The sequence below is a fragment of the Streptomyces sp. Ru71 genome (assembly GCF_002920535.1).
Lineage (GTDB): Bacteria > Actinomycetota > Actinomycetes > Streptomycetales > Streptomycetaceae > Streptomyces.
In genome coordinates this window covers 96,125-120,201 of the sequence record NZ_PQSS01000009.1, presented here as the reverse complement: position 1 = coordinate 120,201, position 24,077 = coordinate 96,125, and the positions used below count along the sequence as shown (strand labels likewise).

The following is a 24,077-nucleotide window of genomic DNA, read 5'->3' as shown; positions in this document are numbered from 1 at the left end:
GTATCAGCTGGCCAGGTCGGCTTTGCCGAACAGGACGGCGTAGCCGGAGGGGAGCTGGCTGAGGATCTGGTTCAGCTCGCCGCCGGAGACGGCGGCGGCCAGTGTGGTCAGGACCGCGCTGGCGTCCCACTCCGCGGTGCGCGGCCGGGCGCCGGTGCGCTCCGCGACCCTGCGGTAGAACTCCGCGATCCCAAAGCTCTCGGCCTGCGCCTGCTTGGCCGCGGCCAGTGCCTGGCCGAGCGGTCCGGGCAGCTGGGAGGCGAGGTCGTCGACCTCACCCGGGCTGATGCGCTGGGCGAGCACGCTCAGCACCGCGTCGGTGACCTTCGCGGCTTCGTCCTGGCTTGCGTATTCGCCGAGCTCGCGTACACGAGCGAGGAACTCGTGGTGCTGCATCGTTCGTCACCTCCGCTTGCCAGTGATTCTCGGGGCATCGAATGCGATGCCCCTTCTCCGGTACCCAGGTAGGGGCAGGCGTTTCAGGTCGGCGCGACAGGCAGGGGCGGCTTGTCCGCGCGGGCGGATGCACCCCGGACGCCGCACTCGGGCCCCGGTGCGTTCTTCGCGGGCGGGGCCGGCCCGGTGACCTCGACGGTGGCCGGGCGGAGCAGGTTCTCGCCCAGCCGGTAGCCGGGCCGCAGGATCTGCGAGCACACCAGGCGTTCCGACTCGGGGTCGATGCGGTGCGTCAGGGCGTCGTGGCAGGCGGGATCGAACGGATCGCCCACCTCGCCGAACGACGTGACGCCCAGCGAGCCGAGCTGCTCCTTGAGGCTGTCGGCGATGTCTTTGAGACCGGGCGTGAGTGGCTCGTGCGCCAGCGCCCGGTCGACGGCGTCCAGCACGGGCAGCAGCGCCTTGAGCACGTTGGCCGCGGCGATCTCCCGCACGGCCAGGCGGTCCCGCCGCACCCGCTTGCGGTAGTTGTCGTACTCGGCCTTGATCCGCTGCAGGTCGGCGGTCCGCTCCTGAACCAGGCGCCGCAGCGTGTCCAGTTCGGTGCTCTGCGGACCGCTCCTGGTCATCGTCAGCCAGCCTCCGGCTTGTCGTCGTCGACGATCTCGGCGTCCACCACGTCGTCCTCCGGTCCAGCGGTCGCACCGCCGCCTGCCGACGCGCCGGCCGGCTGCTCGGCCTGGGACTGCTGATACAGGGCCGTGCCGATCTTCTGCGCGGCCTGGGTGGTGCGGTCGATGGCCTGCCGGATCGCGGCCGTGTCCGCGTTCTCGTCCTTCAGCTTCTCCTTCAGCTCGGCCAGCGCCGTCTCCGTCTCGGACTTGGCGTCCGCCGGGATCTGCTCGGCGTTGTCCTTGAGGAGCTTCTCGGTGGAGTAGACGAGCTGCTCGCCCTGGTTGCGGGTCTCGGCGGCCTCGCGCCGCTTGCGGTCTTCCTCGGCGTGCGCCTCGGCCTCGCGGACCATGCGGTCGATGTCGTCCTTGGGCAGCGCCGAACCGCCGGTGACGGTCATCTTCTGTTCCTTGCCGGTGCCCAGGTCCTTGGCGGAGACGTGCATGATGCCGTTGGCGTCGATGTCGAAGGTGACCTCGATCTGCGGCACCCCGCGCGGTGCCGGCGGCAGACCGGTCAGCTCGAACATGCCGAGCTTCTTGTTGTACGCGGCGATCTCCCGCTCGCCCTGGTACACCTGCACGGTCACCGAGGGCTGGTTGTCCTCGGCCGTGGTGAAGATCTCCGAACGCCGGGTCGGGATGGTGGTGTTGCGCTCGATGAGCTTGGTCATGATGCCGCCCTTGGTCTCGATGCCGAGGGACAGCGGTGTGACGTCGAGCAGCAGGACGTCCTTGACCTCGCCCTTGAGCACGCCGGCCTGCAGCGAGGCACCCACCGCGACGACCTCGTCGGGGTTGACGCCCTTGTGCGGGTCCTTCCCGGTCAGCTCCTTCACCAGCTCGGTCACGGCCGGCATCCGGGTCGAGCCGCCCACCAGGACCACGTGGTCGATGTCGGACACCTTGATCCCGGCGTCCTTGATCGCGTTGTGGAACGGTGCCTTGCACCGCTCCAGCAGATCGGCGGTGAGCTGCTGGAACTGGGCGCGGGTGAGCTTCTCGTCCAGGTGCAGTGGGCCCTCGGCCGAGGCGGTGATGTAGGGAAGGTTGATGATCGTCTCGGTGGACGACGACAGCTCGACCTTCGCCTTCTCCGCCGCCTCCCGAAGGCGCTGCACGGCCATCTTGTCCTTGGACAGGTCGACGCCGTAATGGTTCTTGAACTGCTTCACCAGGTGATCGACGATCCGCTGGTCCCAGTCGTCACCGCCCAGGTGGGTGTCGCCGTTGGTGGCCTTGACCTCGATGACGCCCTCGCCCATCTCCAGCAGCGAGACGTCGAAGGTGCCGCCGCCCAGGTCGAAGACCAGGACCGTCTGGTCGTTCTCCTTGTCCAGGCCGTACGCCAGCGCGGCCGCGGTGGGCTCGTTGATGATCCGCAGCACGTTCAGGCCTGCGATCTCACCGGCCTCCTTGGTGGCCTGCCGCTGGGTGTCGTCGAAGTAGGCCGGGACGGTGATCACCGCGTCGGTGACGTCCTCGCCCAGGTAGGACTCGGCGTCCCTCTTCAGCTTCTGCAGCACGCGCGCGGAGATCTCCTGCGCGGTGTAGTGCTTGCCGTCGACGTCCCCGTGCTCGGGAAAGCGCCAGGCGTGGTCGCCCATGTGCCGCTTGACGGACCGGGCCGTGCGCTCGACGTTCGTCACGGCCTGCCGCTTGGCGACCTCGCCGACGAGCACCTCGCCGTTCTTGGAGAAGGCCACCACCGACGGGGTGGTCCGTGCGCCTTCGGTGTTGGTGATGACGGTGGGCTCGCCGCCCTCCAGGACCGAGACCACCGAGTTGGTCGTTCCCAGGTCGATACCAACCGCCCGTGCCATCTGTGCTCCTCCTTCCTCGTCCTCACCTCGTTCTTCGTCTCACCGGCCGGGAATCCACCGGACCGGCCCCGCCCGCAGCGGCGGGTCACGCCAGACGTCCCCGAGTACGGCGTACGGCCGCGCGGGCCGCGCGAGCGCGGTAGGGGCCGCTCCTCGATCGGACGCCGGCAGCGTGCGCTCGTCGAGTCGCTGGTCGAGTCGCTGGTCGTAGGCCGCCCGCAGGACCGGATCACGCAGCGTCGCGTACGCCGCCTGCACCTGCCCGAACCGTGCGGCGGTGTCAGCGTCCACGCGGGTGTCGGGGCGTAGTTCCCGCACCCGGGCGCGGAAGGCTGAGGTGATCTTCTCGGCCGTTGCCGAAGGCTGCACCCCCAGCACCGCGTACAGGTCCGATTCCTGCTCGCGCACCCGCACGTCCGGCCACCTCCTCGCCTGTGCTGATCTGCGTTTTCATGCCATCTTGCCTACCTCTATGGGGTAAAACTTGAGTCTTGCCTTGTCAAGTCTGGGCGGGGTATAGGGGAAGTATCCGCAGTACTGCCCAAGGCAGACCGGTGCAGTGGGCGAAGGAGTTGCAGTAGAGATCCAGGACCGCCGACCGGGGGCGGCCCATGGGGCACTGAGGAGCAGAGAGCGGGGTGCGGACCATGGCAGTGTTCCTCGCGGCGCACTGGCACAACGGCTGGGCCGTGATCGAGATCAACGGCGTCCTGGACGCGGCCACGACCCGGGAACTGCGTGACTTCGCGACCTGCGTCACCGCGCAGCAGCGGCACGAGCATCTGATCCTGGACCTGTCCGAACTGACCCATGCCGACGCCGACGGCCTGGATGCTTTGATGTCTGTGCGGGCGCTGCTGGACCAGGATCAGGGGGAGCTACGCCTGGTATGCCCCCAAGGGCGCATGGAGCGGCTGCTGCGCAGCAGCAGCGCTGCTTCCGCTCTGCCCTTGTACCCCTCTCTTGATGCGGCCCTGTCAGCCCCCCGGACCGTTTCCGCACACCGGATGGGAGGTGCACTGCAGTGATCACCGAACTCGCTGTCGAACGCGTGGAGTTCACCTGCGGTTCGTGCTGGCACAGCTGGAGCGTCGACTACGACGTCCAGCGCTACCGAGACTCTCTCGACGCCGAGTGGGAGGTCTTCTACCGCGACAACACCGCCGTTCCCTCCCCGTACACGCCGCAGGGCGCCCCGCCCTGTGAGCACTGTGGCCGCCGCTGGGTCGGACGTCTGGCGGCGCGTCGGCCTGTGCCGCTGCCCGGTGACGCCGAAGCGCCGCGCAGCCGTGTGCAGGTCGAGGGTGCCGACCGTCCCGAGCGGCACGCCGCGCCGATGCTGCACGCCGCCGGTCACCCGCAGCCGCAGCCTGGCGCACGAGCCGCCCAGGCGTCCATGAAGCCGTCACGGTGACCCCGACACTGCGCGCCCGCCCTTGACGGCGGGCGCGCACTGTCTGCCAGGGACTTCGCGCGCCCATTTCCTGGGCGCTGCGGCGGCCCCTCAAGGCGTCATGATCGGCACTCACGTGTGAGCTGCGGCATTGCCGGCCCACGCGGTCGGCCTCCACGATGACCGGACCAGACGAGGTCAAGGAGGCGGCTCCTCATGGGTGATCATGTGCATGTGCGGCTCAGCGAGGGATTGAGCGTGTCGGCCGACGGCGAGCTGATCGAGCACTCGCGTTGCCGGTGCGGGGCCACCTTCACCAAGGTGTTCGACGCCGACGGCGGGGAGCCGGAACGCCTCCCCGGGTCCTGATGCCGGCCCCGCCGCCGTGCGGCCGGTGCCCAGGTCAGTCGCCGTGATCGGCGTGCTCGGATCTGCCAGACCGGTCAGCGGCCGTGGCTCGGATCACGCCGCCGCCTCGCGACGTCGCAGCCGCTTACCCCGCCCACCGGGCCCTCGCCCGCCCTCGGCGTCGGGCTTTGCCGTGCGGGAGCCGGACTACGGCAGGGACGCGGGGCCTGTCAATTGCCGGCGCTCCGCGGTCGTATACGCGCGAAGGGTCAAAGACGGCGTCAGGGCCCCGGGCCTGATGCCCGGGGCCCTTGAAGAGATGGCGTTGCTGTGGCGTCAGCCGCCCAGTTCCTTGCGGTCGCTGCCGCCGCTGATGGCGATCTTGCGGGGCTTGGCCTGCTCAGCGACCGGGATCCGCAGCCTCAGCACACCGGCCTCGTAGGAGGCTTCGATCTTCTCGGTGTCGAGGGTCTCGCCGAGGAACAGCTGCCGGCTGAACGTCCCCGCGGGCCGCTCGGTGACCACCGTCTCGGTGTTCTCGCCGTACGTCGGCTTGCGTTCGGCCTTCACCGTCAGGACGTTGCGCTCGACATCGAGATCGATCGACTCCGGGTCCACGCCCGGCAGGTCCAGCTCCACGAAGAACGTGTCACCCTCACGCCAGGCGTCCAGCGGCATGCCCGCCGGGTGCGCGGCCGTGCCCCAGACCCGCTCGACGAGCCGGTCAAGCTCGCGGAAGGGATCCGTACGCATCAGCATCTGTCATCCCTCCTTCACGTCGTTCCCGCGTCCTGTTCGCTCTCCTTCTTATGTACCACTACGTCGGAAACTTGACAAGACTCGACTCAACTTTTTGAGGGCTTGGCGTTGGCCTGCCGCAGCAAAGCCGCGTCGGACTCCGGATCGAATGTGGACACGGCCAGGCGGGCGTAAGGCGCGTCGCGGCCGGAGGTCGTCACCACGAGGACGGGGCCCTCGGCGCGCAGGGCGGCGAAGTCCCGGCCACGCTTGTGCTCCAGCTCGCCCACGCATCAGCGCCCCGGGCGGAATCGGCAGCGGCGCCCGGAGTGCGGGCGCACCGCGCGCCACCAGTGCGGCTCCACGCGGACCTCATCGACGAAGCGAAGCGGCAGGCGCACGCTGCGGCCTGCCTTCCAACATCCATGGCGCACCGCAAGCCCGTGGCGTGCGGTGCGCCGGGCCCCGGGGTTGTGGGGGCGGCGGTGTCAGAGGGCCATGAGCGCTCCGGACGGCCGCCCGGTCCACGACCGCGAACCGTGCCCGGTGCCGGTGCGGTACTCCCGCCAGGCGGCAGCCAGCCACAGGCCGCCCATGATCAGCGCGTGCCCGCCCAGGATGAGCGCGACGGCCACCGCGTCGGCACCAGGGCGCAGCCACAGCAGCACACCCGCCGCCACCGACACGACGGCGGCCACCACCACGCGTGCCGCAGCTCGTGCCGCATCCGCGTGGCGACCCACAACTCCAGGCAGCCCGTGACGATGGCCCAGGCGCCTGCCATGACCACCAGCGCCAGGGCCGCCAGACCCGGCCACCCGTCCGGCCTTCCCGTGCGCCGACCGTCCGGACCGCCTTCTGCGGTCGGAGACATAGGCGCGACCGGGTGCTCACTGCCCGTGGAGGAGATTGAGTCTCCTGCTGTCAACTTCATGTAGTCGCAGCTTGTCAGTGAATCTTCGGTCGGCTATATGGATAGGTGGTACTCGATCGCCGGGCTGCGGTCCCGGCGGCCTGCTTTCAGGGAGGGAGAAATTGGACATGCTTGCGCGTACGGGCGTCCTGGGCGATCTCGACCGGCTCACGCAGCAGCTCGCGAACGGCGCCGCCTCCGCCGGCACCATCATTCCGGCGGATGCCTGGCGCGACGACGAAGCGCTGTACCTGCAGTTCGACCTGCCCGGTATGGACCGCTCCAGCATCGAGCTGACCACAGAGCATCACTCGCTCATTCTGACCGCCGAGCGGCCGTCCCCGGTCCCCGCCGATGCCCGTCCCGTGCTCACCGAGCGGCCCGCCGGCCGCTTCACCCGCCGCCTGGCCCTGTCCGACGCCCTGGACACCGCGGCCGCCGAGGCCGCCTACGACAACGGCGTCCTCACCCTGCGCATCCCGCTGGCCGCACACGCCAAGCCCCGCAAGATCGCCATCTCCGGCGGCGCCCCCAAGCAGCTGACTGCCTGAGCTCCGCCGGCCCGTCCGTCCCATCGCAACGAAGGAGGCTCACACCATGGGCGCCCTGCTGTGGCTGCTCATCCCCCTCTTTGCCGGTATCGCCGCCAGCGTCTGGGCCTGGGGCACTGGACGCCGCAACCCCAGCCCGCCCGACCACAACACCTGGGAAGACCTCGACCGTTACCAGCAACTGCGCATCGTCCTGAGCAGCAACGAACACGCCAGGATGGCGTAAGCGCGGCGTCTCGACGGTCCCGATGCCGGTGGGGCTGCCGGGGGTCGTCCACGGTGGGCGCTCCTGATCGTCCGGTCCTACGGGCCCTGCCGACAAAGCGTTGCTGTTCTCGTACACGAAGCCGGCGGTCCGCAGCACGCCGTAGGCCCCCGGGGCCTGCTGTATGGGGTGGCTCCCGCGCAACCGCCGCGGACACGGAGCAGGAGCGGGGAGCGTGGCTGCACCCCGTGCGCTTTGCGCGGCTGCGGCAGGACATGGCTGCCGCAGACGTGCCGGCGTTCGGCGCGGGCGCAGTGCCGGCTGGCAGATGAGGTCAGCTGCCGGGCCAGTGACTTTTGATGTCACTCGGGTGCTGCGGGGCCACTCCCTCCAGTTCCAAGCTGAACCGGACGCCTCAAACCCCTGCTTCGCGGCCTGGCGTCGAGGTGGTCTGCCGGGACTGCGCGCCGTTCTTCGCAGAGGGCCGCCGCGGCGGGAGCGCCGCAGGTGCTGCAGGTCGCTGACCGCTGGCATCTCTGTCGGCACGACCGGAGCGATGTTGAGGAGGTCGCCGACAGGCTGACCCTTGGACGTCAGGTGTGGTTGTCGTGGAGGAAGTCGTGGATGAGGGTGGCCCATTCCTCGGGCTGCTCGACGAACGGGAGGTGCCCGGTGGTGATCTCGGCAAAGCGTGCCCCGGGGAGGGCCTCGGCGAGCTGCCGATGGTGGTGTGGGGTCACGAGCTGATCGAGCGTGGTGGAGATGACCAGGGTCGGCACGGCCAGTGCGGGAAGGTCGGCCCGGACGTCGACGTGGTCGATCAGCAGGTCGAGATGATCCGGCGTGCCGGGCGGGACCGTGGCCGCGGTGGTCTTGAGGACGGCGTCCAGATCGTCCTGGCTGACGGCATCCAGGGCAGGTGCGCTGAGTCCGATCAACGAGACAAAGGCGGCCAGCTGCTCCAGGTCCCCGGCCCGGAACAGGTCGCGCCACAGGTTGGCGGCGAGGCGGAAGCGCGGGTTGGGGTGGGCGAAGCCGGCGGTGAGTACGAGGGCGGTGACGCGGTGGGGGTGGCGGGTAGCGGCCCGGATGGCGACCGCGCTGCCGAGGGAATACCCGGCAATGGCGAAGGTCTCCACCCCCTCCTCGACGGCGGTGGCGACCAGTTCGTCGGCCAGGCCGTTGAGGGTGAGCGGCCCGTCGGCGCGCTCGGTGCGGCCGGTACCGGGGTAGTCCGGGCCGACCACGGTGTGATGGGCCGTCAGGGTGTCCATGATGGGGCCGTAGTTGGCGTCGATCCCGCCGCCGGCGCCGTGCGCGAGCAGCAGGCCGGGGCCGGTGCCGCCTACGAAGCGGCCGAGGCGGGAGACGGGCAGAGCGGTGGACATGTTTCATATCTCCTTCGGGTTGCGGCAGTGGGTGATCACTGGTGGCTGGTGCGGTGGCGGCGGGCGGTTGTGGCCGCGATGAGCACGGCGCCGCCGGTGAGCAGAGCGCTGGTCCAGGGCGGATCGGTCAGGTCGAGGCCGATGGTGGCGGGTCCGCCGACCTGGCGGCGGTGACCCACTCGCCGGTCCCTGCGACGAAGAGCTACGAGCCGTACGGACGGGACGCGGGTCTCGGTCGCCGAGGGCGAGGTGGTGGTCGTCATGACCGGGACGCTAAGGTCTCACATCGGTGTGAGAGTCAATGCGGTGAGGTACAGATCACGTGCGCATCGGGGAGATGGTCCGCCGGACCGGGGTGAGCGAGCGGCTGCTGCGCTATTACGAGGAGCAGGGGCTGCTGGCGCCGACGAGGCTGCCCAGCGGCTACCGGGTCTACACCGACGCCGACGTGGACGCCGTCCGCCGCATCCGGACCCTCCTCGCCGCCGGCCTGCCGACCGCGACCATCGCCCAGGTCCTGCCGTGCGTCCGTGACGACGGGGCGAACCTGGCGCCGGTGTGTTCGGACCTGGTGGCGGAACTGCGCCGTGAGCGCGAGCGCATCACGCACGCGATCAAGAACCTGCAGACGACGCGAGACCTGCTCGACGCGGTCATCGCCGCCGGCCCAGCCGACACTGCGGCCGAGCGGTCCAGCAGCCGCAGCCGGCGGGTTGACGCGGGCCAGATCTCGGCCGGCTGACTTCGGGGGCCCTCGCGGTACATCCCGTATGACAGACGGGTGTCGCTGGGCGCGTCGACGTCAGGCTGTCGCATGCGCGGACCGTGGCACTCCCTCGGCCACGCGGAGCATGTCGCCGAGTGGGCGCGCACCCGGGCCAGCGATGGTGACGTGCAGCTGGCCTGAGCCGACCCGGCCCTGAGGTCGCGTCGGCTGACGACCGGCCATTTCGTATGACGGAGGGCCTGTGGCTGCGCTCCCGCACGTGATGACGGCCTGGGCCGATTCGGCATCAGTTCAGGGTGTGGGGTGCGGCGGTGGCGATGTGGGTGAGCTTGGCGGGGTTGCGGACGAAGTAGATGCCGGTGACGAGGCCGTCGTCGACGCGGATCGTCATGACGCTGTCGATCTCGCCGTCGAGGCGCAGGAGGAGTGCCGTATCGCCGTTGATGGTGAGGGTTTCGCCGGTGAGAGTGCCTTCCTTGTTGCCGAGGCCGGCCAGGAGGAGGCGCACCACCTTCGCGGGGCCGGTGACGGGCCGCAGCGCGGCGCTCCTCACGCCGCCGCCGTCGCTGATCAGGACGACGTCGGGGGCGAGCACATCGAGTACGCCCTGCATGTCGCCGGTCTCCACTGCGTGCAGGAACGACTGGACGGCGGCCTGGGCCTGGCGCGGGGAGACCACGTGGCGGGGGCGGCGGGCGTCGACGTGTTTGCGGGAGCGGTGGGCGATCTGGCGGACGGCGGCGGGGGTCTTGCCGACCGCCTGCGCGATGTCGTCGTAGCCGACGTCGAAGACCTCGCGCAGGACGAACACGGCCCGCTCGGTGGGGGAGAGGGTTTCCAGGACGAGCATCACAGCCATGGACAGGCTCTCGGCGAGCTCGGCGCTCTCGGCGACGTCCGGTGAGGTGAGCAGGGGCTCGGGCAGCCAGGGGCCGACGTAGTTCTCCTTGCGGCGTTGCAGGGCTCGCAGCCGGTCGAGCGCTCGCCTGGTGGTGACGCGTACGAGGAACGCGCGCTGGTCGCGGACCTGTGCAAGATCGACTTGGGCCCAGCGCAGCCAGGTCTCCTGCAGGACGTCTTCCGCGTCGGCCGCCGAGCCGAGTATCTCGTAGGCGACGGTGAAGAGCAGGTTGCGGTGGGCGACGAAGGCGTCGGTCGCCGGGTCCACGGTGTTCTCTGGCATCTTCGAATCCTTTCATGGCGGCCCGTGGCCGGGGTGGGACATGGGGGAACGGCGGGGCGTGGGCCGCCCGCCCCACCGGTTACGACACGTGCGCGGGCCCGTTGGCGCGCGCGGCCTGGACGCGTTGCCGGCGTGTGTCGTCCGTGGCCTTCAGGGTGCGTGCGCCGGGCCTGCGCGCCTCGTCGGAGAGCTGCTTGACGGCGTGGGAGACGACCAACTCCTTCACTCGCGCGCCCGGGCGGCCGCCGATGTGGAATCGGACGGCGGTGTCGTCCTTGCGTGCGAACTGGAAGATGCCGGCGCTGCGACCGAGGCTGACGCACAGCCCGGCGAAAGCGATGCTGACGGCTTCGGGTCGCCTGCCCTCGATCCGGCTGAGCACGGCGTCGGCGGCGTGCGGACCGAGCTGGACGGCGGCCTGGCAGCCCATCCGGTAAGCGAGGCCCGAGGGCGAGGCGGCGTCCCCAGCGGCGACGATGCGGTCGTCGTCGATGCTGGTCAGGGTCTCGTCGGTGAGAAGGCGGCCCGTCTCGTCAGTGCCGAGGCCGCTGCGGGCGGCCAGGTCGGGAACGCCGAAGCCGGCGGCCCAGATGGTCAGGCCGCCGTGCACCTCGCGGCCGTCGGCGAGGCGCACAGCGCCGGCCGTCACTGAGGCCGCCCTGGTACCGGGGCCTTCGAGGACGGTCACGCCGAGGGCCGCCAGCCGCTTCGCGACGAAGCGGCGGCCGTTCGGGTGGAGGTAGGGGCCGAGCTGTCCTCCGCAGACGAGCGTGACGGTGCGGCCCGCCTCGGCGAGCTCGGCTGCGGTCTCGATGCCGGTGGCTCCGCCGCCGACGACCGTCAGCGTCGCGGTGGTGGGCGCGGCGGCCACGGCCTGGCGCAACCGCTCGGCCTCCTCCAGCGTGGCGATCGGGTAGGCGAACCTGTCCGCGCCGGGCACCTTTGGTATGCCGCTGCGGCTGCCCACCGCGTAGATCAGGTGGTCGTACGCGAAAGTGCCGCCGCCGGCCAGCGAGACGGTGCGTGACGTTCGGTCGATCAGGGTCGCGGTGTCGACCACGAGGTTGACCCGCTCGCTCAGGACATCCTTGTAGTCGACTACCGCGTCGTCGGACCCGGCGACCAGCTGGTGCAGACGCAGGCGCTCGACGAACGTGGGGCGCGGGTTCACGAGGGTCACGGCAACGTCGTCGCGACGGGTCAGGCGGTTGGCCGCGAGGACCCCGGCGTATCCGCCGCCGATCACGATGACTGACGTATGGCCACCGGTGTACTTCGTCATGGTCTGTGCTCCGTTCGCTCGGGGTTCGCACACAAGGCGTAGGGCAGAGGTCACTTGTGACAGCCTGTGTTCCAGATCACATGCCCGCGTCTGGTGCGCACAGCGAGCGACAGGCTGCGCTGGAGGTCGGTCCTCATCCGGAATAGGCCAGGGGCTACCGCACTGGTGCCATGCGGGGCGGGCGCGGAGCGGGTGATCGCCCGGGCGCCGGCGCTGCGCTCCCGGGGACTGAGCTGGCATCAGACCCCGCCCGTGGAGCAGGACCGGCTTGTCGAGACGCTGCGCTTTGCCATGAAGTAGGGCAGATGGCCGACCCGGCGGATATGTGTGGGCAGACTTGCCAGTGTCCCATGGGTACTTCCGCACGTGGGCGAAGATCACTTCTCACGTCTATGCCTGGTCAGGCGACGAAAGAACCGCTGATGCACCGTTCCTTGAACGAGCAGGCCTGTGCACACCGCTCTCCTATGTCCCCGAGGCCGCTCCGTGGCCTCTGACGCTGGAGGACGTCCGCAGGCCGGCCTGCTCTACAAGCCCGGCGACACCTTCGTGCTGTACACCGACGGACTGATCGAACGTCGCAGCGAGGACGACGCCGGCCTCGGCCGTCTCGTGGATGTCCTCGGAGAATGCACCCGCCTGCGACCCGGGCAGCTCGCCGACACCGTCCTGGCACACCTCGGCGTCTCCAGCGGCAGCCAGGACGACATCGCCCCGGTCATCCGCCGCCTCTGAGCGACAGCGACCGGCCTCGAAGCAACGGGCCGGTGGGCTGGCGCTGAGATGGACCACGGCCCTTGCCGGTCCCTGACGCACCTAGGATTACGAGGGTGACGGTACGTACCAGTGATATCGAGAAGGCAGCCGGTGTGCTGCGCGGGGGTGGCCTGGTGGCCCTCCCGACCGAAACCGTCTACGGGCTGGGCGCCAACGCCGAGGACCCGGCCGCCGTGGCGCGCATCTTCCAGGTCAAGGGGCGTCCGCCCTCCCACCCGCTGATTGTTCACATCAGCGGCGCGGAGTATCTGGACGACTGGGTGCAGGACGTGCCGGCGACGGCACGCCTCTTGGCCGAGCACTTCTGGCCCGGACCGCTCACGCTGGTCCTTCGGCGTGGTCGCCGGGTGCCCCTGGAAGCGACCGGTGGCCTTGAGACGGTGGCCGTGCGCGTGCCGGACCACCCCGTCGCACTCGCGCTGCTGTCAGCCTTCGGCGGGGGTGTCACGGCCCCGTCCGCCAACCGCTTCGGCTCCGTCAGCCCCACCACGGCTGCCCATGTCCGAGCGGAGCTCGGTGATGCCGTCGACTTCGTGCTGGACGGCGGCCCCTGCGACATCGGCGTCGAGTCGACCATCGTCGACGCCACCGGCGAAGTCCCGAGCATCCTCCGGCCCGGCGGAGTGACACGCGAGGCCCTCGAAGCCGTCCTGGGCTGCCCGATCTCGGTCCCCTCGACGAGCCTGGTCCGGGTGCCGGGCCAGCATCCGTCCCACTACGCGCCGCGGGCGCGGGTCATCCTCGTCGAGCCCGAGAAGGTCGCCTCCGAAGCCGAGCTGGCGCAGGAGCAGGGGCACCAGGTGGGCGTCCTTCTTCCTCCCGCCTGCGCCGGCGCTGCGGTGAAGGCGCACGCGGTGGTGGCCCTGCCCGGTTCGATGGCCGCCTACGCGCGCGGGTTGTACGGGTTCCTGCGCGAGCTCGACCAGCAGGGGTGCGACCTCATCGTTGCTTCCCTGCCGGTGGAGGAGGGGCTGGGACTGGCGATCGCCAACCGGCTGCGCCGCGCAGCGGGGCCCCGGCCCACCGTCTGACGCGCACCGGCGCCTTGCCTTTATTTCCCGGGCGCGGGGCACCGGGCGGGCGTGACGGGTGACGGATCCGGCTCAGCGCCCGCCCCTCCGGCAGGCCGGGCACAGCGTGTGTCGCCCGTCGTCGGTGACGACCGTTCCCCATCCCCGGCACCCGTCACAGTCTTCGGCCCGCGCCAGGTCGGCGCGGGGGACGTTGCCGGGTACCGGGTCAGCTGGGTGAGCCATCGAGAAGGACTCCTCACAGGGTGATCAACGCGCTGAGCCCGATGGGCTCGGCATCCACGTATACGGAAATCGCACAAGGGCGGCAAATCTCTCTCAAAGGTTGACATCCGGGGCGGTCAGGAGGCGGCGGTGACCGGCACGTCGAGGCCGTGGGCCGTGACGAGCTGCGCGCTGCCGTCAATAAGAGGGCTGTTCTGCCGCTGAGCTACAGAGGATTGGCGGGCCGCGCCCCTCGGGGAAGGGAAGGGAGAGGGCGCGGCCCTGGTGGCGGCCGGGCTGGGGGTGACCCGGCCGCCGGTCTGCTGTTCCGCCAGCCGGAGGCCAGCGAGCGGATGATGGGGCTGGCGGCGGACGTGGAACGATCCGGACATCTCGCCCCACGCCTCGGCGAGCGCGAAGCGGGTCTCGGCGAGGCCGAGCAGGTCATGGCGTGGCAGATGCTGCACGCGCACGAAACGGCGAGCCACAGGCCATGCAGGTCCTTGAACGAGCCGTGGTAGATGACCAGGCATGAGAAAGTAGGAGTTAACACAAGGCTGTACTCGTGCTTTGTTTCACATGACGCCTATCTGCTCATGACACGAGAAAGTGATCACCATGAGGAGGGACCTGCCACGAGTGCACCGGCGCAAGGTTGCCGAGGACGCACTTTCCAAGTTGGAAGCCGCGCTTGCGGACCTCGGTCTACCGCCGGCGTCCCGACGGCTACGAGTCGCCCTCCGAGCGAGGCACTACGCGTCAAACCTCGGCCACGCCGTCGTTGTGATGTTGAACGCGTTCATCGGCCTCATGTGGTGTGACGCCCTGATCACAACGCTCGTGAAGGGCGAACTGTGGGGACCGTTCAAACCCTTTGCTGCGGCGCCACTTCGTGCGTGGGAAGAACTTCGCAGTGGACGCTTCGACTCCGTCGCAAGCACCCTCAGCTGGCCAGTTGTGAACGCGATGGGCGCCGCGGCAATCGGACTGACCTTTTGGGTCGCCCCCATAGTCCTCGGCTTCGGAACTGCGGCAGGCCGAAGCTGGTCACTCTCAACGTCAACCAGATTGGCCACCCGTTTCGCCTCAGTGGACGCTGCCGCGCAAGCAGTCGCCGTGTGCGTCCGCGTCAGGAAGGCGCGCTGGGTTAAGCGTCCAAGGGAACTCAGGCGCTTGGCCAATGCGTTGGCCCGACTGAACGACGAGCTCATGCGCCTGCATCGGTCCAGTGGGCACCTGCTAGCTCGCTCCCATGGACGGCACCACCTCAAGCACCACGCAGGACTAGTCGTCGCCGCCATACGGCGTGCTCACCTGCGTGTGGACGAGGAGGGACAGACAGCGCTGGTACCACTTGCCACCCTCCTCATCGCAGTCGCCGAACGCGTCGCGGAAGGGCGCATCGGAGCCCTCCTCGACGACAACCAGCTCGATGCAGAGCTTGGGCCCGCGCGTGACTGGGAACCCCTGCGCCTGGCCACCGCCGCACTCCTCGTAGCTGCCACCGCAGTTGGCGTCGCCTACCTCCCCCTCCCTGACGGGGCCGACGTCTACATCATCGGCGGGTGCGGCATTGCGATCCTCGCCCTCCTTTATGGACGGCGAGTGCATCAGTTCCTGGACTTGTTGAACGTGATCCGAGGCGGATAATTGGCCCTGGTGCAAGCCGCGTTGCCCTGGGCCAGTGGGCGGTGGCGGTGCCCTCACCCGCAGTGTGCAGCTGCGGCTCACGTCAGATGGGCGCTACGTCCAGTGGCGTTGTCAGACCTGCATGCCAACATATGCGGTTGGAGGGGGTGTTGCATGACGAGATATCCAGTAGGGGACGGGCTTCCTGCGTGGCTCCAAGACCCTGCCGCCAGGGCTCGCGCTCTGAGCCTTCCTCGGCCTCGGCCGAAAACTGGCCATGTAGTGATGGCCACTGGGAGCGGCAAGACGGCGAGCTTCCTACCCTTGGTAGTGCAGGCGCACCGGACGCTACCTCTGTGTGTTCTTGACGACTACGCCGACTCACTGCCCTACACCGGCATTCTAGTCAACGGGAACTCTAGAGCTCTTGCCCTCTCTGAGCTGTGGGGGACAGCCGCCAGGATCGGTCCCCGGGAAGCTGCCGAACCGCCGCTGCCGCTGAGCCCCATGCCGTATGAGCGTCGCAGGCTGCGAGTCCTGCGAAGCGACGAGCACTACGTAAGGGTCATGGCAAGAGCTGAGCAACGGGAACGTGACGGACTGGATCGGCAGCGGACCGAGCAGACGATCACTCGGCGAGTGCGCAGCATGTCCGTGCGCAAGGCAGTGCTGTGGCGGTCGAAAGGGCACTGCGAAAATCCCGTTTGCCGAAACAACAAGGAGCCCGTGGGGTGGACAGATAGCGGTGACCCGATTTTGGAGGTTGACCACGTCGTAGAGCACGCTGCGGGTGGACGCGATCACGGAGAGAACATGATCGCGCTCTGCCCAAACTGCCACGCACTCAAGACACGTGGGCAGAAGCGTGCTGAGCTGACTCGAAGTCTCGTGAGCGTGGCCGCCGACCTACATCGTGCTGTCATGGACCGGTGTGCATAAGACCAGCCTCCGGGTGGCCCCGACTCATGACGCTCAGTTGTTCGGGAGCAGATACAGCCGGGGCCCGTTGTAGCGAATTGGTGCGCTGGTGTCTCCGTCCTGGGACGCATCATTGATGCACCAGGCCCGCGGCCGGTCGTCGTCAGCGCGCCCGTACACGGTGCGCTGCCCGCACGCCAGGCACAGCGCGTGCCGGGAGTGCACCGACGAGCCCCGCAGACCGAGCACCGTCAGCACCGTGCCGTGCCAGCGGCCACGATCCTCACGGCCTCCCCCACGCGGCCGGCGTTCTCCGCCGGGCGTGATCGCGGGCAGCGCCCGGGGCCAGGGCTGGGTATGCGGCGAGCCGCGCAGCTAGGGCCACGGCCTCGGCCTTGATGCGCTGCGACCAGGACACGGCCTCCAGAACGTCGGCGGCCGGGACCGGGCGGAGCTTGTCCGCCGTCCGAGGCCGGCCGCGTGCGCACCCCGAGGGTGTCGAGCCGAAGCAGCAGGCCCGGACCGCCGTCACCAGGGTGCTGGTCATCGCCGGTTTAGCGGTCGATGAGGTCTGCGATCAGGTCGTCAAGCGTCTGCACGAGCACCCCCAGCGGAGGCATCAGGCGCGGCATGGATCAAGGGGAGGCAGCCGTATGGGCGGCTGGGCTGGGCATCTTGGAACTCCGGTGGGAGCCATCGGTGACGCCCTGGTCCAGGGGTTCTTCAAGCGGCAGGTCAGCGCGCAAGAAGCAGTGGACGTCCGGCATCGGCTTCGCGGGGAACGCCGCACCGCGTTCGCCGCAGTTCTCGACCGCTGCGACGAGGCTGGAGAAACGCTCGACCCCGTCATCATTGCGCGAGCCAGTCCTGATTGGTGCGAGAGCGATGACCACCGGGACTTGTGGAGACCTGCGAATGACGCGCTGGCCGCGCTTCAGGTCAAAGAGGACTCGAAGCCACATGGGGTCAGTTCGTGGATGAAGCCCGCACCGTGTTGGACGCACCGCGCGGATAGTACAGGGCGCTGCGGAGCTCGCCGGGGCAGCTCTGACTCTGGCGGTCTCCTTGTTCTGCGTGGCGGCCCTCCAGGCGTCCACCACGGCCTTCGGGACGCGTCCGACAGGCGGGCAGGGGACTTTTGTTCTCTCGGGCCCAGGCGCGCACGACGGCGGCGTCGTAGCTCGGCGAGCGACGCTTCTTTAGCGCCAGCAGCTCCGCTTCGCGGGCGCGAGCTCGGCTAGCCGGGCCTCCAGGCGCTCGCTCTCGCTGGTGATGGCGGTGAGTTTTTGGTCCGCGGCGTACCGCTTCCGCAGGCCGGCGACGGCGGCACGGGTCCGGGCGGGCTGGTCGCGCACGTCGGGGTCGGCATGCTTGTCGGCCCACTTCAGGAGTCGGCCGATGGGCATCTTCTCGGCGTCCTGCCATGCGGGCAGTTCGGCGACGGCAACCACTGGGATTGCGTCGGCAACGGGGTCTCGCTGGCGGGTGTGGTGTCGGGCAGATGACGTGTTCAACGCCGGCACGGACCCTGCGGTGCTCAGCGTTGTCGTCTTCCTCGGCCTTCATCAGAAGGTGCCCGGGGCATTTGTGGTGCGGCACGGACATACCGCGGCCGGAAGAACTACAAGGTCCTCCGCGACTGCCGGCAGCGCGGCGACTGCTCCACCACGCTGTCCAGGCCGTCGCCCACATGCACAACCTCGCCCTCACCTCATGAGCAGACAGCCCCGTTCACCGGCTCTGACCTGCCCGAGCGCAGCCTTGCGCAACGCGCCTTAGTTCTCCGTATCCAGTCGGCCGGCCCGCAGAACGGGCAGGCAGGCATGGGCGAATCAGCCGCATAACCGCAGCCGGGGAAGGCGACACTGGTTCGCCTGTCTTTCCCGGTGGTTTCCGCCTGTTGTGTCGTCCACCATGCACAGAGATGGGCCGTTGACAGGCGTGCAGGCACCCAGGGAACAGGGTTGCCGAGGCCGATCTCAACCTTCGAAAGTTTTCGACTGACTCTGCATTCCAGCCCAAAAACCAGCAGTCTGCCGCAGTTTACGGGCCGGTTACAGCAATTCCCTTGCATGGGAAAGGAGGAGGCGTATTCAATGACGCCGCCCGGCCCGGCGACCGCTCCCTCGGCCGTCCGGTCACCGGCCCCACCGAAACGGGAAGGACAGGACAGTGCCGGACCCTGGAAGCAAACCCCCGATACGCACCTCGGCCGCCGTGGTCGTCCTGGTGGCCCTGGCCCTGGCACTGTTCTCGCTCAGTACTGTCGAGACGCTGCCCGTCGGTCTGCTCCCGTTGATCGCAAAGGACCTGGGGGTCTCCGAGGCGGAGGCCGGCCGGCTGGTGACCGGGTACGGCATCGTGGTGGCGGTCGCCTCGGTGCCCCTGACTCATTTGGTCCGCCGGGTGCCGCGACGGGCCCTGCTCGCCTGGCTGCTGATCCTGTTCGTGGTGGCGAACCTCGTCTCCGCCGCCACCCCCGGCTACTGGGTCCTGCTCGCGGCCCGGATCACCGTCGCGCTCACCCACTCGGTGTTCTGGTCGATCGTCGCGGCGACCGCCGCAGGTCTCTTCCCTCCCGAGGTACGCGGGCGGGTGGTCGCCGGGCTGTTCTCCGGCCTCTCGCTGGCCGGTGTGGTGGGTGTCCCAGCCGGCACCTGGCTGGGCCAGCAGACTGGCTGGCGGGTGCCCTTCCTGGTGATGAGCGGCCTCGGCTTCCTCGCTCTGCTCGCGGTCGTCACGCTGCTGCCCCCCACGGTCGGGGAGGAGAGCCACGCCACGACCGGCACCGAACCGAGCCGCCGCCGGTTCCTGGTGCTGATGGCGGCGATTGTCCTGGTGATCTGCGGCGTCTTCACTGGGTACACGTACATCACCGTCTTCCTCACCGAGGTGACCGGTTTCTCCCAGGCGGCCGTGGCCCCACTGCTGCTGGCCTCGGGCATCGCGGGCATAGCCGGCACTGTCCTGGCCGGCGCCGTGGTGGATCACTGGCCCCGCGGCACGCTGGTGCTGGCCGTAGGCCTGCTGACGGCGACGATGTTCGGCCTGTACGCGTTCGGCGGCACGGCCTTCTTGGCCGTCTGCCTGATGGCCCTGCTGGGATTCGCCATGTCCTCGATGACCACGGCTCTGCAGAACAGGATCCTCCATGTGGCGCCCGGCAGCACCGAGATGGCCTCGGCCGCCGGTTCCGCGGTCTTCAACGTCGGTATCGCGGGTGGCTCCTTCCTCGGGGGTTTCCTGCTGACCACCGGTCCCGGCGTACGGGGCGCGGTGCTCGTCGGCGGCCTGCTCGGAGCCTGCGCGGTGGCGGTCCTGCTCGCTGAGCCCCGGGCCGCCCGGCACGAGACACTCCGCGCCGCCACCCGGGAACCGGCGCGGGATGCGGCGGTCTAGCACCGCCGCAGTTACGGAGGCCGGTGGCCACGGCGGCGGTATTGGCTGAGTCGGGCTCGGTGTTGGTGGCGTCGTCGCCGGCGTGACCAGTGCAGGACGTGTTCGGTTTCGTGCCGGACGGCGTGGGCGAGCTTGCTCAGCAGGCGGCGTATCTCGTTCACGCTCAGTCGGATGAGGTCGGCCCGACGACCAACCGGACCACCGGTCACAGCAACTGCGGCTGCAGTACTAAGAGCACCCACGCGGTAGCCGACGTGCTCGGTGTCTCCCAGCGCACCATTGAGCGGTACATTCAAAGACCAGATCAAGCATCCCTGGCCCGACCTCGCGCAGCGCCTGGCCGATGCCGTACGCGCCCCGCACCTTCCGCGCCTACCTACGCAGACGCGGCATCAAAGCGACCATCCCCGAACGCGTCGACCAACTCGCAGGCCGACGCCGGCGCCGTGAACGGCCCTGCGGCTTCGAGCCGTCTACCGCCGCCGCAATGTCGTCGAACGCTGCTTCAACCGCCTCAAGCAATGGCCGGCATCGCCACCCGCTACGACGAACTCCCCGACCGCTACCGCGCCGCCATCACCCTGGCCAGGCGTGATCGACAGGACGCTACCTAGTCCTGGGGAGCGCCGTCGCACAGTGAGAAAGGCACGCAGTGCCCGCGGCAGATCACATAGTCAGGCCGCTGCGGTGCGGAAGACGCTGGGGCTGAGGCCGCGGTGGCGTTTGAATGCGGCGCTGAAGCCGAAGGCGTCGGCGTAGCCGACGGATTTGGCGATCTGGGCGATGGCGAGGTCGGTTTCGCACAGCAGAGCCTCGGCCTCGTCCATGCGGCATTCGGTCATGTAGGCGAGCGGAGGACGGCCCATGATCTCGGTGAAGCGCTTGGCGAACAGTGCCCGGGAGACGCCGGACTGGGCGGCGAGCGCGGCCACGGTCCACCTCTGGGAGGGCTGGGCGTGGAAGGCTTGGAGAGCGGGGGCGAGCATCGGGTCGGCCATGCCGCGGTACCAGTGCGGTGCGTCCGAACGCGCCTGCTCGAACCAGGAGCGCAGCGTGCACACCAGGGCCCAGTCCAGGAGCCGGTCCATCAGCGCTTGCGAGCCGGCCGAGTGCAGGGCGGCATCGACGGCGGCTTGCTCCAGCCAGGCGCAGACGTCGGCGTCCTCACTGACCACCAGCACCGGCGGCAGGCCGCGCAGCAGTCGCTCGTGGCGACGGCTTGAGGCGCGGTAAGCGCCCACGATCAGTGCGGTTGCTCCGTCCGGATCGTTGCCCCAGCGGATGCCGCCGAGGTTTTGGGCGGTGCACTCGGCGGATTTCGTGAAACAGGCGATCTCGTACTCGGAGTGGGGGCGGTCGAAGGAGGTCGACGCGTCCGCGAGGTGAAACGTGTCCGGGCCGCGTACGACGGCCGTGTCACCGGCGCGGACCGCTCGTTCGGTTCCGTCGGGCAGGCGCAGGGTGCCGCCGCCGCGCAACACGCTGACCATGGTGAGCGGGGCACCGTCGGCGAAGCGGATGGTCCAGGGCGCTTCCAGCACAGCGTGGCTGACCACCGAGCCCTCAGCCCGGATGCCGCTGAGTAGAGAACTCAAGGGATCCACGGGGGCCATCGTAGACGAACTCCTATGTCATGGAGCGTTTCTCCTATGGATCATCCAGTCGATCACTCGTGTACTGGACGGGCAGCACCGACCAAGACCAGTCAGGAGAAACGATGCCGCACCTCGACAGCACAGCCGGGACCGCCCTTGTGGTCGTGGCTCACCACCGCGCGGACTCCCTCACGGCGCACACGGCCCGCCGTACCGTCGCGCAACTGAAGGACGCCGGGTACAGCGTCGACCTGCTCGACCTGCACGCTGAAGGGTTCGACCCGCGGATGAACGTAGCGGACCAGCCCGACTGGGGTGACCGGGACAAGCCGTACTCGGACGAGGCGCAGGCCCACATGCGGCGCATCCTCGACGTCGATCTCGTCGTCGCCGTGTTCCCCGTGTACTGGCAGAGTGTGCCTGCCCTCCTCAAGGGCTGGATCGACCGAGTATGGAACTACGGATTCGCCTACGGCCGCAGCAAGCCCCGCCTGGCCGGCAAGCGCATGCTGTGGCTCGGCCTGGCCGGTGTCACCTCCGACGATCCCGTCACCGAGGGGATGCGTGCCGTGCTGGAGACCAACCTGAGCGAAGGTATCGCCTACTACTGCGGATTCGCCTACTCCTCCGTCGCTCTCCTCCCCGACGCCGAAGAGCGCCCGCAGCGCCTCGACGCCGAGGGAAACCTGCTGGTCGGCGACGCGGTCGCGGGAGCCGAACGCGAGGCTCAGTACGCCGAGTTCGACCGCCGCGCGAGGAAGGCTGTGGAACGGTTCCTCGCGGCGGAGCCGGTGGCGGGCTGAGAGCACGGCAGCGACGGGCCCCGCGGACGCGGGACAGCCGCCGCGGCGCTGCGCGTCGGCCATGGCGGCGGCGGGACCATCCCCGCATGCGCGGGAAGCAGAACCGGGACGGGCGCAACCCGCCCCGGCGTCCGGCTGGCATCTGACTGCGACCGTGTCGCCGTCCATGCTGTGCGCCTCGACGAGCGGCAGTGGCCGGTGATCACACTGATTCGGCGGAGTACGCCCCGGACGCAGCGCACCGGGGGGTGCGCCGTCCCGGGGGACGGGTCCGTGATGAACCAACTGATCTTTCCAGGAGAGGAGTTACTCGTCGTCGAGCCTCTGCAGAACGTGCGTGAAGTCGCCGGAGTCGAGCAGACCGGCGAGTACCTGGAACATGTTGGCGATGCCAGGGTCCCGGACGATCAGGCCGTCGGAGCACCAGAAGTAGCGGCCGCCCAGCACTTCGTCGGTTCGGGACCATGTCTGCATCAGACGCTCAACCACGGTGAGGGTGAAGACGGTAGCGCTCCACCGGGAGGCGTCCGCCGTCCCGGGTACGGCAGACGCTGCCGGCGTGCATGTCACAGGCCCAGTTGTGACGGGCTACCGCCCCCCGACCGTGAGGGTGGGCCGCCGGTCGCGGAGGCGGTGCGCAGGGTCGGCGTCAGGGCTCTTCGTCCCGATACGGCGTCGGGTCCGTGACCCAGCCGGCCGCCAGTGCCAGCCGGGTGTGCCGCTGCACGGCGAGGAAGCCGAAGGGTCGGTCGAAGCGGAGTCGAACGCGGGTGGTCAGCCAGCGAAGCTGGGGTATGCCGGCCCCGGCGGCCCCGATCACTGTCACGGCGGCGGCCTCGAACCCGTGCGATCCGAAGCGGGCCATCGCCGCCTGGCGGGCCGACTCGACGGCCAGGGGACGGGTTCGGGAGATCCCGGGGAAGTGGCCGCGCGTGGTGTCGCTTGCGGTGGTGAGCCCGAAGAGGCGGGACCGCTGTAGCAGTTCGTGCTCCGCCGCGAGGTCGAACGCCACCGTCATCACGTCCAGCGTCGGCGGGTCGGGCGTCTCGGACCGCTCGCGTACCACGGCCAGCCCCGGCCCGACCGATCCGAACGGCAGCCGCGGTCCCGGTGTCACATGGTGTCGGCCCGCGAGGACGCCGACGCCCGCTCCCAGAACCTGATCTGGCGTCATGTCCGGTTCTCCCAGTAGCAGGTGAACGTCGAGGGCGTTGTCCCCGAGCACCTTCAGTTCGGTGACGAAGCCGTGCGGGGTGTCCGCCACGCCGACCCGGTCCAGGAGCACGGTCTGCCGCCACAGGCTCAGCAGGCCGCGCCCATCCCAGGGGCCGCCCTCGAACTCCACCGGACGCTCGCTGAACGGCTGCAGCCACCGCGTGCGCAGCGCCAGTGCGGTCGCCAGCACCAGGTCCGTGTCGTCGGTGAGCGCGACCGGCATCCGCTTGACGAGTCCGCGCGTTGCCTGCGCCGCCCAGGCGTCCAACGCGCCTTGGTCCGCCTCGGGGTCACCGGTGAGCACGCCGTGCGCCCCGGCCGGCAGCCCCGCCCGCCACGCCTCGCGCAGCTCCAGGCTGCGCGTGGTCCACACACCCAGCGCCGCGTCCAGGCCACGCATCACGCCCAGGGTCTCCAGCAACTCCCGTGCGAAACCGCCTGCTTCATCGGCGGGCACTCCCAGTGCATCGGCCAGCTCCGCCCGAGCCGGGCCGTCCGCGCCGTCGGCGAGGAACGCCAGCAGCGGCCACAGCCCCGCCGCGGAGAACACCGTGCCGCCGCCCTCCGCCCCCGCCCAGCGGGCGGTCAGCTCGTTCACCGCCCGGACCGTCGCTCTTCTGACCGACATTCCGCCCCCAGTCCGACTCGTCCATACGATGCGCTCAGTCGTACGCCATCGCATGGCGGTGGCGCATGCGAATATCGGACGCGCACCCGCCCCCATCGCGGACATTGTCCGACCGCACCGTCGGAGCCCCCCGACCGTACCGCCCGAAAGTATTGCCGCGCCCACCTGCGCCGACGCGGGATCAAGGCAGCGATTCCCGTCCCGGCGGACAGGGTGCGCAACGCCAAGAACCTCGGCTCTCACGGCGGTCGGCCGCCGAA

Annotated in this window: 29 protein-coding genes and 3 pseudogenes; 13 read left to right on the top strand and 19 right to left on the bottom strand. The window is 69.6% G+C overall.

All coding sequences use genetic code 11. The features are described 5' to 3' along the window. Positions 1-3: 3 nt before the first annotated feature. The 4 genes from C3489_RS08445 to C3489_RS08430 all read right to left on the bottom strand — a co-directional run bounded on the left by C3489_RS08445 (position 4) and on the right by C3489_RS08430 (position 3,304). Entirely contained in the window at positions 4-396 is a 393-nt protein-coding gene (locus C3489_RS08445; protein ID WP_103781121.1) for a DUF2267 domain-containing protein, read from the bottom strand. A gap of 83 nt (positions 397-479) precedes the next feature. Continuing rightward, positions 480-1,025 (bottom strand): nucleotide exchange factor GrpE, encoded by a 546-nt coding sequence (gene grpE, locus C3489_RS08440; protein WP_103781120.1) that lies wholly within the window; start codon positions 1,023-1,025, stop codon positions 480-482. 2 nt (positions 1,026-1,027) lie between these two features. Further along, on the bottom strand, positions 1,028-2,890 hold the full coding sequence (gene dnaK, locus C3489_RS08435) for a molecular chaperone DnaK (protein WP_103781119.1): 1,863 nt from the start codon (positions 2,888-2,890) through the stop codon (positions 1,028-1,030). A 39-nt stretch (positions 2,891-2,929) separates the two neighbouring features. Next, entirely contained in the window at positions 2,930-3,304 is a 375-nt protein-coding gene (locus C3489_RS08430) for a J domain-containing protein (protein ID WP_103781118.1), read from the bottom strand. Between the two features lie 233 nt (positions 3,305-3,537). Between C3489_RS08430 and C3489_RS08425 the strand changes: the two genes are divergently transcribed. The 3 genes from C3489_RS08425 (at position 3,538) to C3489_RS38610 (ending at position 4,652) form a co-directional block, all read left to right on the top strand. Next, positions 3,538-3,918 (top strand): STAS domain-containing protein, encoded by a 381-nt coding sequence (locus tag C3489_RS08425; protein WP_146075292.1) that lies wholly within the window; start codon positions 3,538-3,540, stop codon positions 3,916-3,918. After that, positions 3,915-4,304 (top strand): hypothetical protein, encoded by a 390-nt coding sequence (locus C3489_RS08420; RefSeq protein WP_103781116.1) that lies wholly within the window; start codon positions 3,915-3,917, stop codon positions 4,302-4,304. The genes C3489_RS08425 and C3489_RS08420 overlap by 4 nt, the downstream gene beginning before the upstream one ends. Positions 4,305-4,499: 195 nt before the next feature. Beyond that, positions 4,500-4,652, top strand: a complete 153-nt coding sequence (locus tag C3489_RS38610; RefSeq protein ID WP_181139570.1) for a hypothetical protein — start codon at positions 4,500-4,502, stop codon at positions 4,650-4,652. 315 nt (positions 4,653-4,967) lie between these two features. On the opposite strand, the gene C3489_RS08415 is transcribed toward C3489_RS38610, so the two are convergent. The 4 genes from C3489_RS08415 to C3489_RS39810 all read right to left on the bottom strand — a co-directional run bounded on the left by C3489_RS08415 (position 4,968) and on the right by C3489_RS39810 (position 6,243). Further along, positions 4,968-5,390, bottom strand: coding sequence for an Hsp20/alpha crystallin family protein (locus C3489_RS08415; protein ID WP_103781115.1), 423 nt, complete (start codon positions 5,388-5,390; stop codon positions 4,968-4,970). 86 nt (positions 5,391-5,476) lie between these two features. Then, on the bottom strand, positions 5,477-5,659 hold the full coding sequence (locus C3489_RS39200) for a hypothetical protein (RefSeq protein ID WP_258054605.1): 183 nt from the start codon (positions 5,657-5,659) through the stop codon (positions 5,477-5,479). Between the two features lie 198 nt (positions 5,660-5,857). Beyond that, positions 5,858-6,073, bottom strand: coding sequence for a hypothetical protein (locus C3489_RS39195; RefSeq protein ID WP_258054614.1), 216 nt, complete (start codon positions 6,071-6,073; stop codon positions 5,858-5,860). Further along, positions 5,968-6,243, bottom strand: a complete 276-nt coding sequence (locus tag C3489_RS39810; RefSeq protein ID WP_308460803.1) for a DUF308 domain-containing protein — start codon at positions 6,241-6,243, stop codon at positions 5,968-5,970. Before C3489_RS39810 ends, C3489_RS39195 begins: the two co-directional genes overlap by 106 nt. A 167-nt stretch (positions 6,244-6,410) precedes the next feature. Between C3489_RS39810 and C3489_RS08400 the strand changes: the two genes are divergently transcribed. Together C3489_RS08400 and C3489_RS08395 are read left to right on the top strand one after the other, a co-directional pair. After that, positions 6,411-6,833 carry an Hsp20/alpha crystallin family protein gene (locus tag C3489_RS08400; protein ID WP_103781114.1) on the top strand — a complete coding sequence of 141 codons (423 nt, stop codon included), beginning with the start codon at positions 6,411-6,413 and terminating at the stop codon, positions 6,831-6,833. 46 nt (positions 6,834-6,879) lie between these two features. Next, complete coding sequence (locus tag C3489_RS08395) at positions 6,880-7,059, top strand: hypothetical protein (protein WP_103781113.1); 180 nt, start codon at positions 6,880-6,882, stop codon at positions 7,057-7,059. 572 nt (positions 7,060-7,631) lie between these two features. On the opposite strand, the gene C3489_RS08390 is transcribed toward C3489_RS08395, so the two are convergent. Continuing rightward, a complete protein-coding gene (locus C3489_RS08390; RefSeq protein WP_103781112.1) occupies positions 7,632-8,426 on the bottom strand; it encodes an alpha/beta fold hydrolase in 795 nt (264 codons plus the stop codon). Positions 8,427-8,461: 35 nt separating this feature from the next. Then, entirely contained in the window at positions 8,462-8,689 is a 228-nt protein-coding gene (locus C3489_RS38310; RefSeq protein WP_146075291.1) for a hypothetical protein, read from the bottom strand. Between the two features lie 59 nt (positions 8,690-8,748). Here C3489_RS38310 and C3489_RS08385 point away from each other — a divergent pair, with 59 nt between their 5' ends. Next, positions 8,749-9,168, top strand: coding sequence for a MerR family transcriptional regulator (locus C3489_RS08385; RefSeq protein ID WP_103781111.1), 420 nt, complete (start codon positions 8,749-8,751; stop codon positions 9,166-9,168). Between the two features lie 271 nt (positions 9,169-9,439). On the opposite strand, the gene C3489_RS08380 is transcribed toward C3489_RS08385, so the two are convergent. Next, positions 9,440-10,336, bottom strand: a complete 897-nt coding sequence (locus C3489_RS08380) for an RNA polymerase sigma-70 factor (protein ID WP_103781110.1) — start codon at positions 10,334-10,336, stop codon at positions 9,440-9,442. A gap of 79 nt (positions 10,337-10,415) precedes the next feature. After that, positions 10,416-11,618, bottom strand: a complete 1,203-nt coding sequence (locus C3489_RS08375) for an NAD(P)/FAD-dependent oxidoreductase (RefSeq protein WP_103781109.1) — start codon at positions 11,616-11,618, stop codon at positions 10,416-10,418. Between the two features lie 486 nt (positions 11,619-12,104). On the opposite strand from C3489_RS08375, the gene C3489_RS08370 reads away from it, so the two are divergent. Both C3489_RS08370 and C3489_RS08365 read left to right on the top strand, forming a co-directional pair. Beyond that, positions 12,105-12,353, top strand: coding sequence for a SpoIIE family protein phosphatase (locus C3489_RS08370; RefSeq protein WP_374936723.1), 249 nt, complete (start codon positions 12,105-12,107; stop codon positions 12,351-12,353). A 95-nt stretch (positions 12,354-12,448) separates the two neighbouring features. Continuing rightward, positions 12,449-13,426, top strand: a complete 978-nt coding sequence (locus C3489_RS08365; RefSeq protein WP_103781107.1) for an L-threonylcarbamoyladenylate synthase — start codon at positions 12,449-12,451, stop codon at positions 13,424-13,426. A 341-nt stretch (positions 13,427-13,767) separates the two neighbouring features. Here C3489_RS08365 and C3489_RS08360 read toward each other — a convergent pair whose 3' ends face one another. Next, entirely contained in the window at positions 13,768-14,118 is a 351-nt protein-coding gene (locus C3489_RS08360) for a hypothetical protein (protein WP_103781106.1), read from the bottom strand. Between the two features lie 796 nt (positions 14,119-14,914). Continuing rightward, the gene (locus tag C3489_RS08355; protein ID WP_103781105.1) at positions 14,915-15,241 is read right to left on the bottom strand and encodes a hypothetical protein; all 327 of its coding nucleotides are present in this window, start codon (positions 15,239-15,241) and stop codon (positions 14,915-14,917) included. A gap of 192 nt (positions 15,242-15,433) precedes the next feature. Between C3489_RS08355 and C3489_RS39980 the strand changes: the two genes are divergently transcribed. After that, positions 15,434-16,198: an HNH endonuclease signature motif containing protein gene (locus C3489_RS39980; RefSeq protein ID WP_103781104.1), complete on the top strand. Its 765-nt coding sequence runs from the start codon at positions 15,434-15,436 to the stop codon at positions 16,196-16,198. A 33-nt stretch (positions 16,199-16,231) separates the two neighbouring features. On the opposite strand, the gene C3489_RS38305 is transcribed toward C3489_RS39980, so the two are convergent. Together C3489_RS38305 and C3489_RS08345 are read right to left on the bottom strand one after the other, a co-directional pair. Then, positions 16,232-16,426, bottom strand: coding sequence for a hypothetical protein (locus tag C3489_RS38305; protein ID WP_146075290.1), 195 nt, complete (start codon positions 16,424-16,426; stop codon positions 16,232-16,234). Between the two features lie 950 nt (positions 16,427-17,376). Then, a complete protein-coding gene (locus tag C3489_RS08345) occupies positions 17,377-17,628 on the bottom strand; it encodes a hypothetical protein (protein ID WP_103781103.1) in 252 nt (83 codons plus the stop codon). Positions 17,629-17,793: 165 nt separating this feature from the next. Between C3489_RS08345 and C3489_RS39975 the strand changes: the two are divergent. The 3 genes and pseudogenes from C3489_RS39975 to C3489_RS39190 all read left to right on the top strand — a co-directional run. Next, positions 17,794-17,894, top strand: a pseudogene (locus C3489_RS39975) (IS5/IS1182 family transposase); the annotation flags it as partial. A 455-nt stretch (positions 17,895-18,349) separates the two neighbouring features. Beyond that, positions 18,350-19,576, top strand: a complete 1,227-nt coding sequence (locus tag C3489_RS08340; RefSeq protein ID WP_103781102.1) for an MFS transporter — start codon at positions 18,350-18,352, stop codon at positions 19,574-19,576. 349 nt (positions 19,577-19,925) lie between these two features. Then, a pseudogene (locus C3489_RS39190) lies at positions 19,926-20,190 on the top strand (transposase); the annotation flags it as partial. Between the two features lie 60 nt (positions 20,191-20,250). On the opposite strand, the gene C3489_RS08330 reads toward C3489_RS39190, so the two are convergent. Next, complete coding sequence (locus C3489_RS08330; RefSeq protein ID WP_103781100.1) at positions 20,251-21,189, bottom strand: AraC family transcriptional regulator; 939 nt, start codon at positions 21,187-21,189, stop codon at positions 20,251-20,253. A gap of 104 nt (positions 21,190-21,293) precedes the next feature. Here C3489_RS08330 and C3489_RS08325 point away from each other — a divergent pair, with 104 nt between their 5' ends. Further along, a complete protein-coding gene (locus C3489_RS08325) occupies positions 21,294-21,974 on the top strand; it encodes an NAD(P)H oxidoreductase (protein ID WP_181139568.1) in 681 nt (226 codons plus the stop codon). A gap of 306 nt (positions 21,975-22,280) precedes the next feature. On the opposite strand, the pseudogene C3489_RS08320 reads toward C3489_RS08325, so the two are convergent. Both C3489_RS08320 and C3489_RS08315 read right to left on the bottom strand, forming a co-directional pair. Next, a pseudogene (locus C3489_RS08320) lies at positions 22,281-22,502 on the bottom strand (hypothetical protein); the annotation flags it as partial. A gap of 121 nt (positions 22,503-22,623) precedes the next feature. Further along, positions 22,624-23,817: a serpin family protein gene (locus C3489_RS08315; protein ID WP_103781098.1), complete on the bottom strand. Its 1,194-nt coding sequence runs from the start codon at positions 23,815-23,817 to the stop codon at positions 22,624-22,626. Positions 23,818-24,077 lie beyond the last annotated feature (260 nt).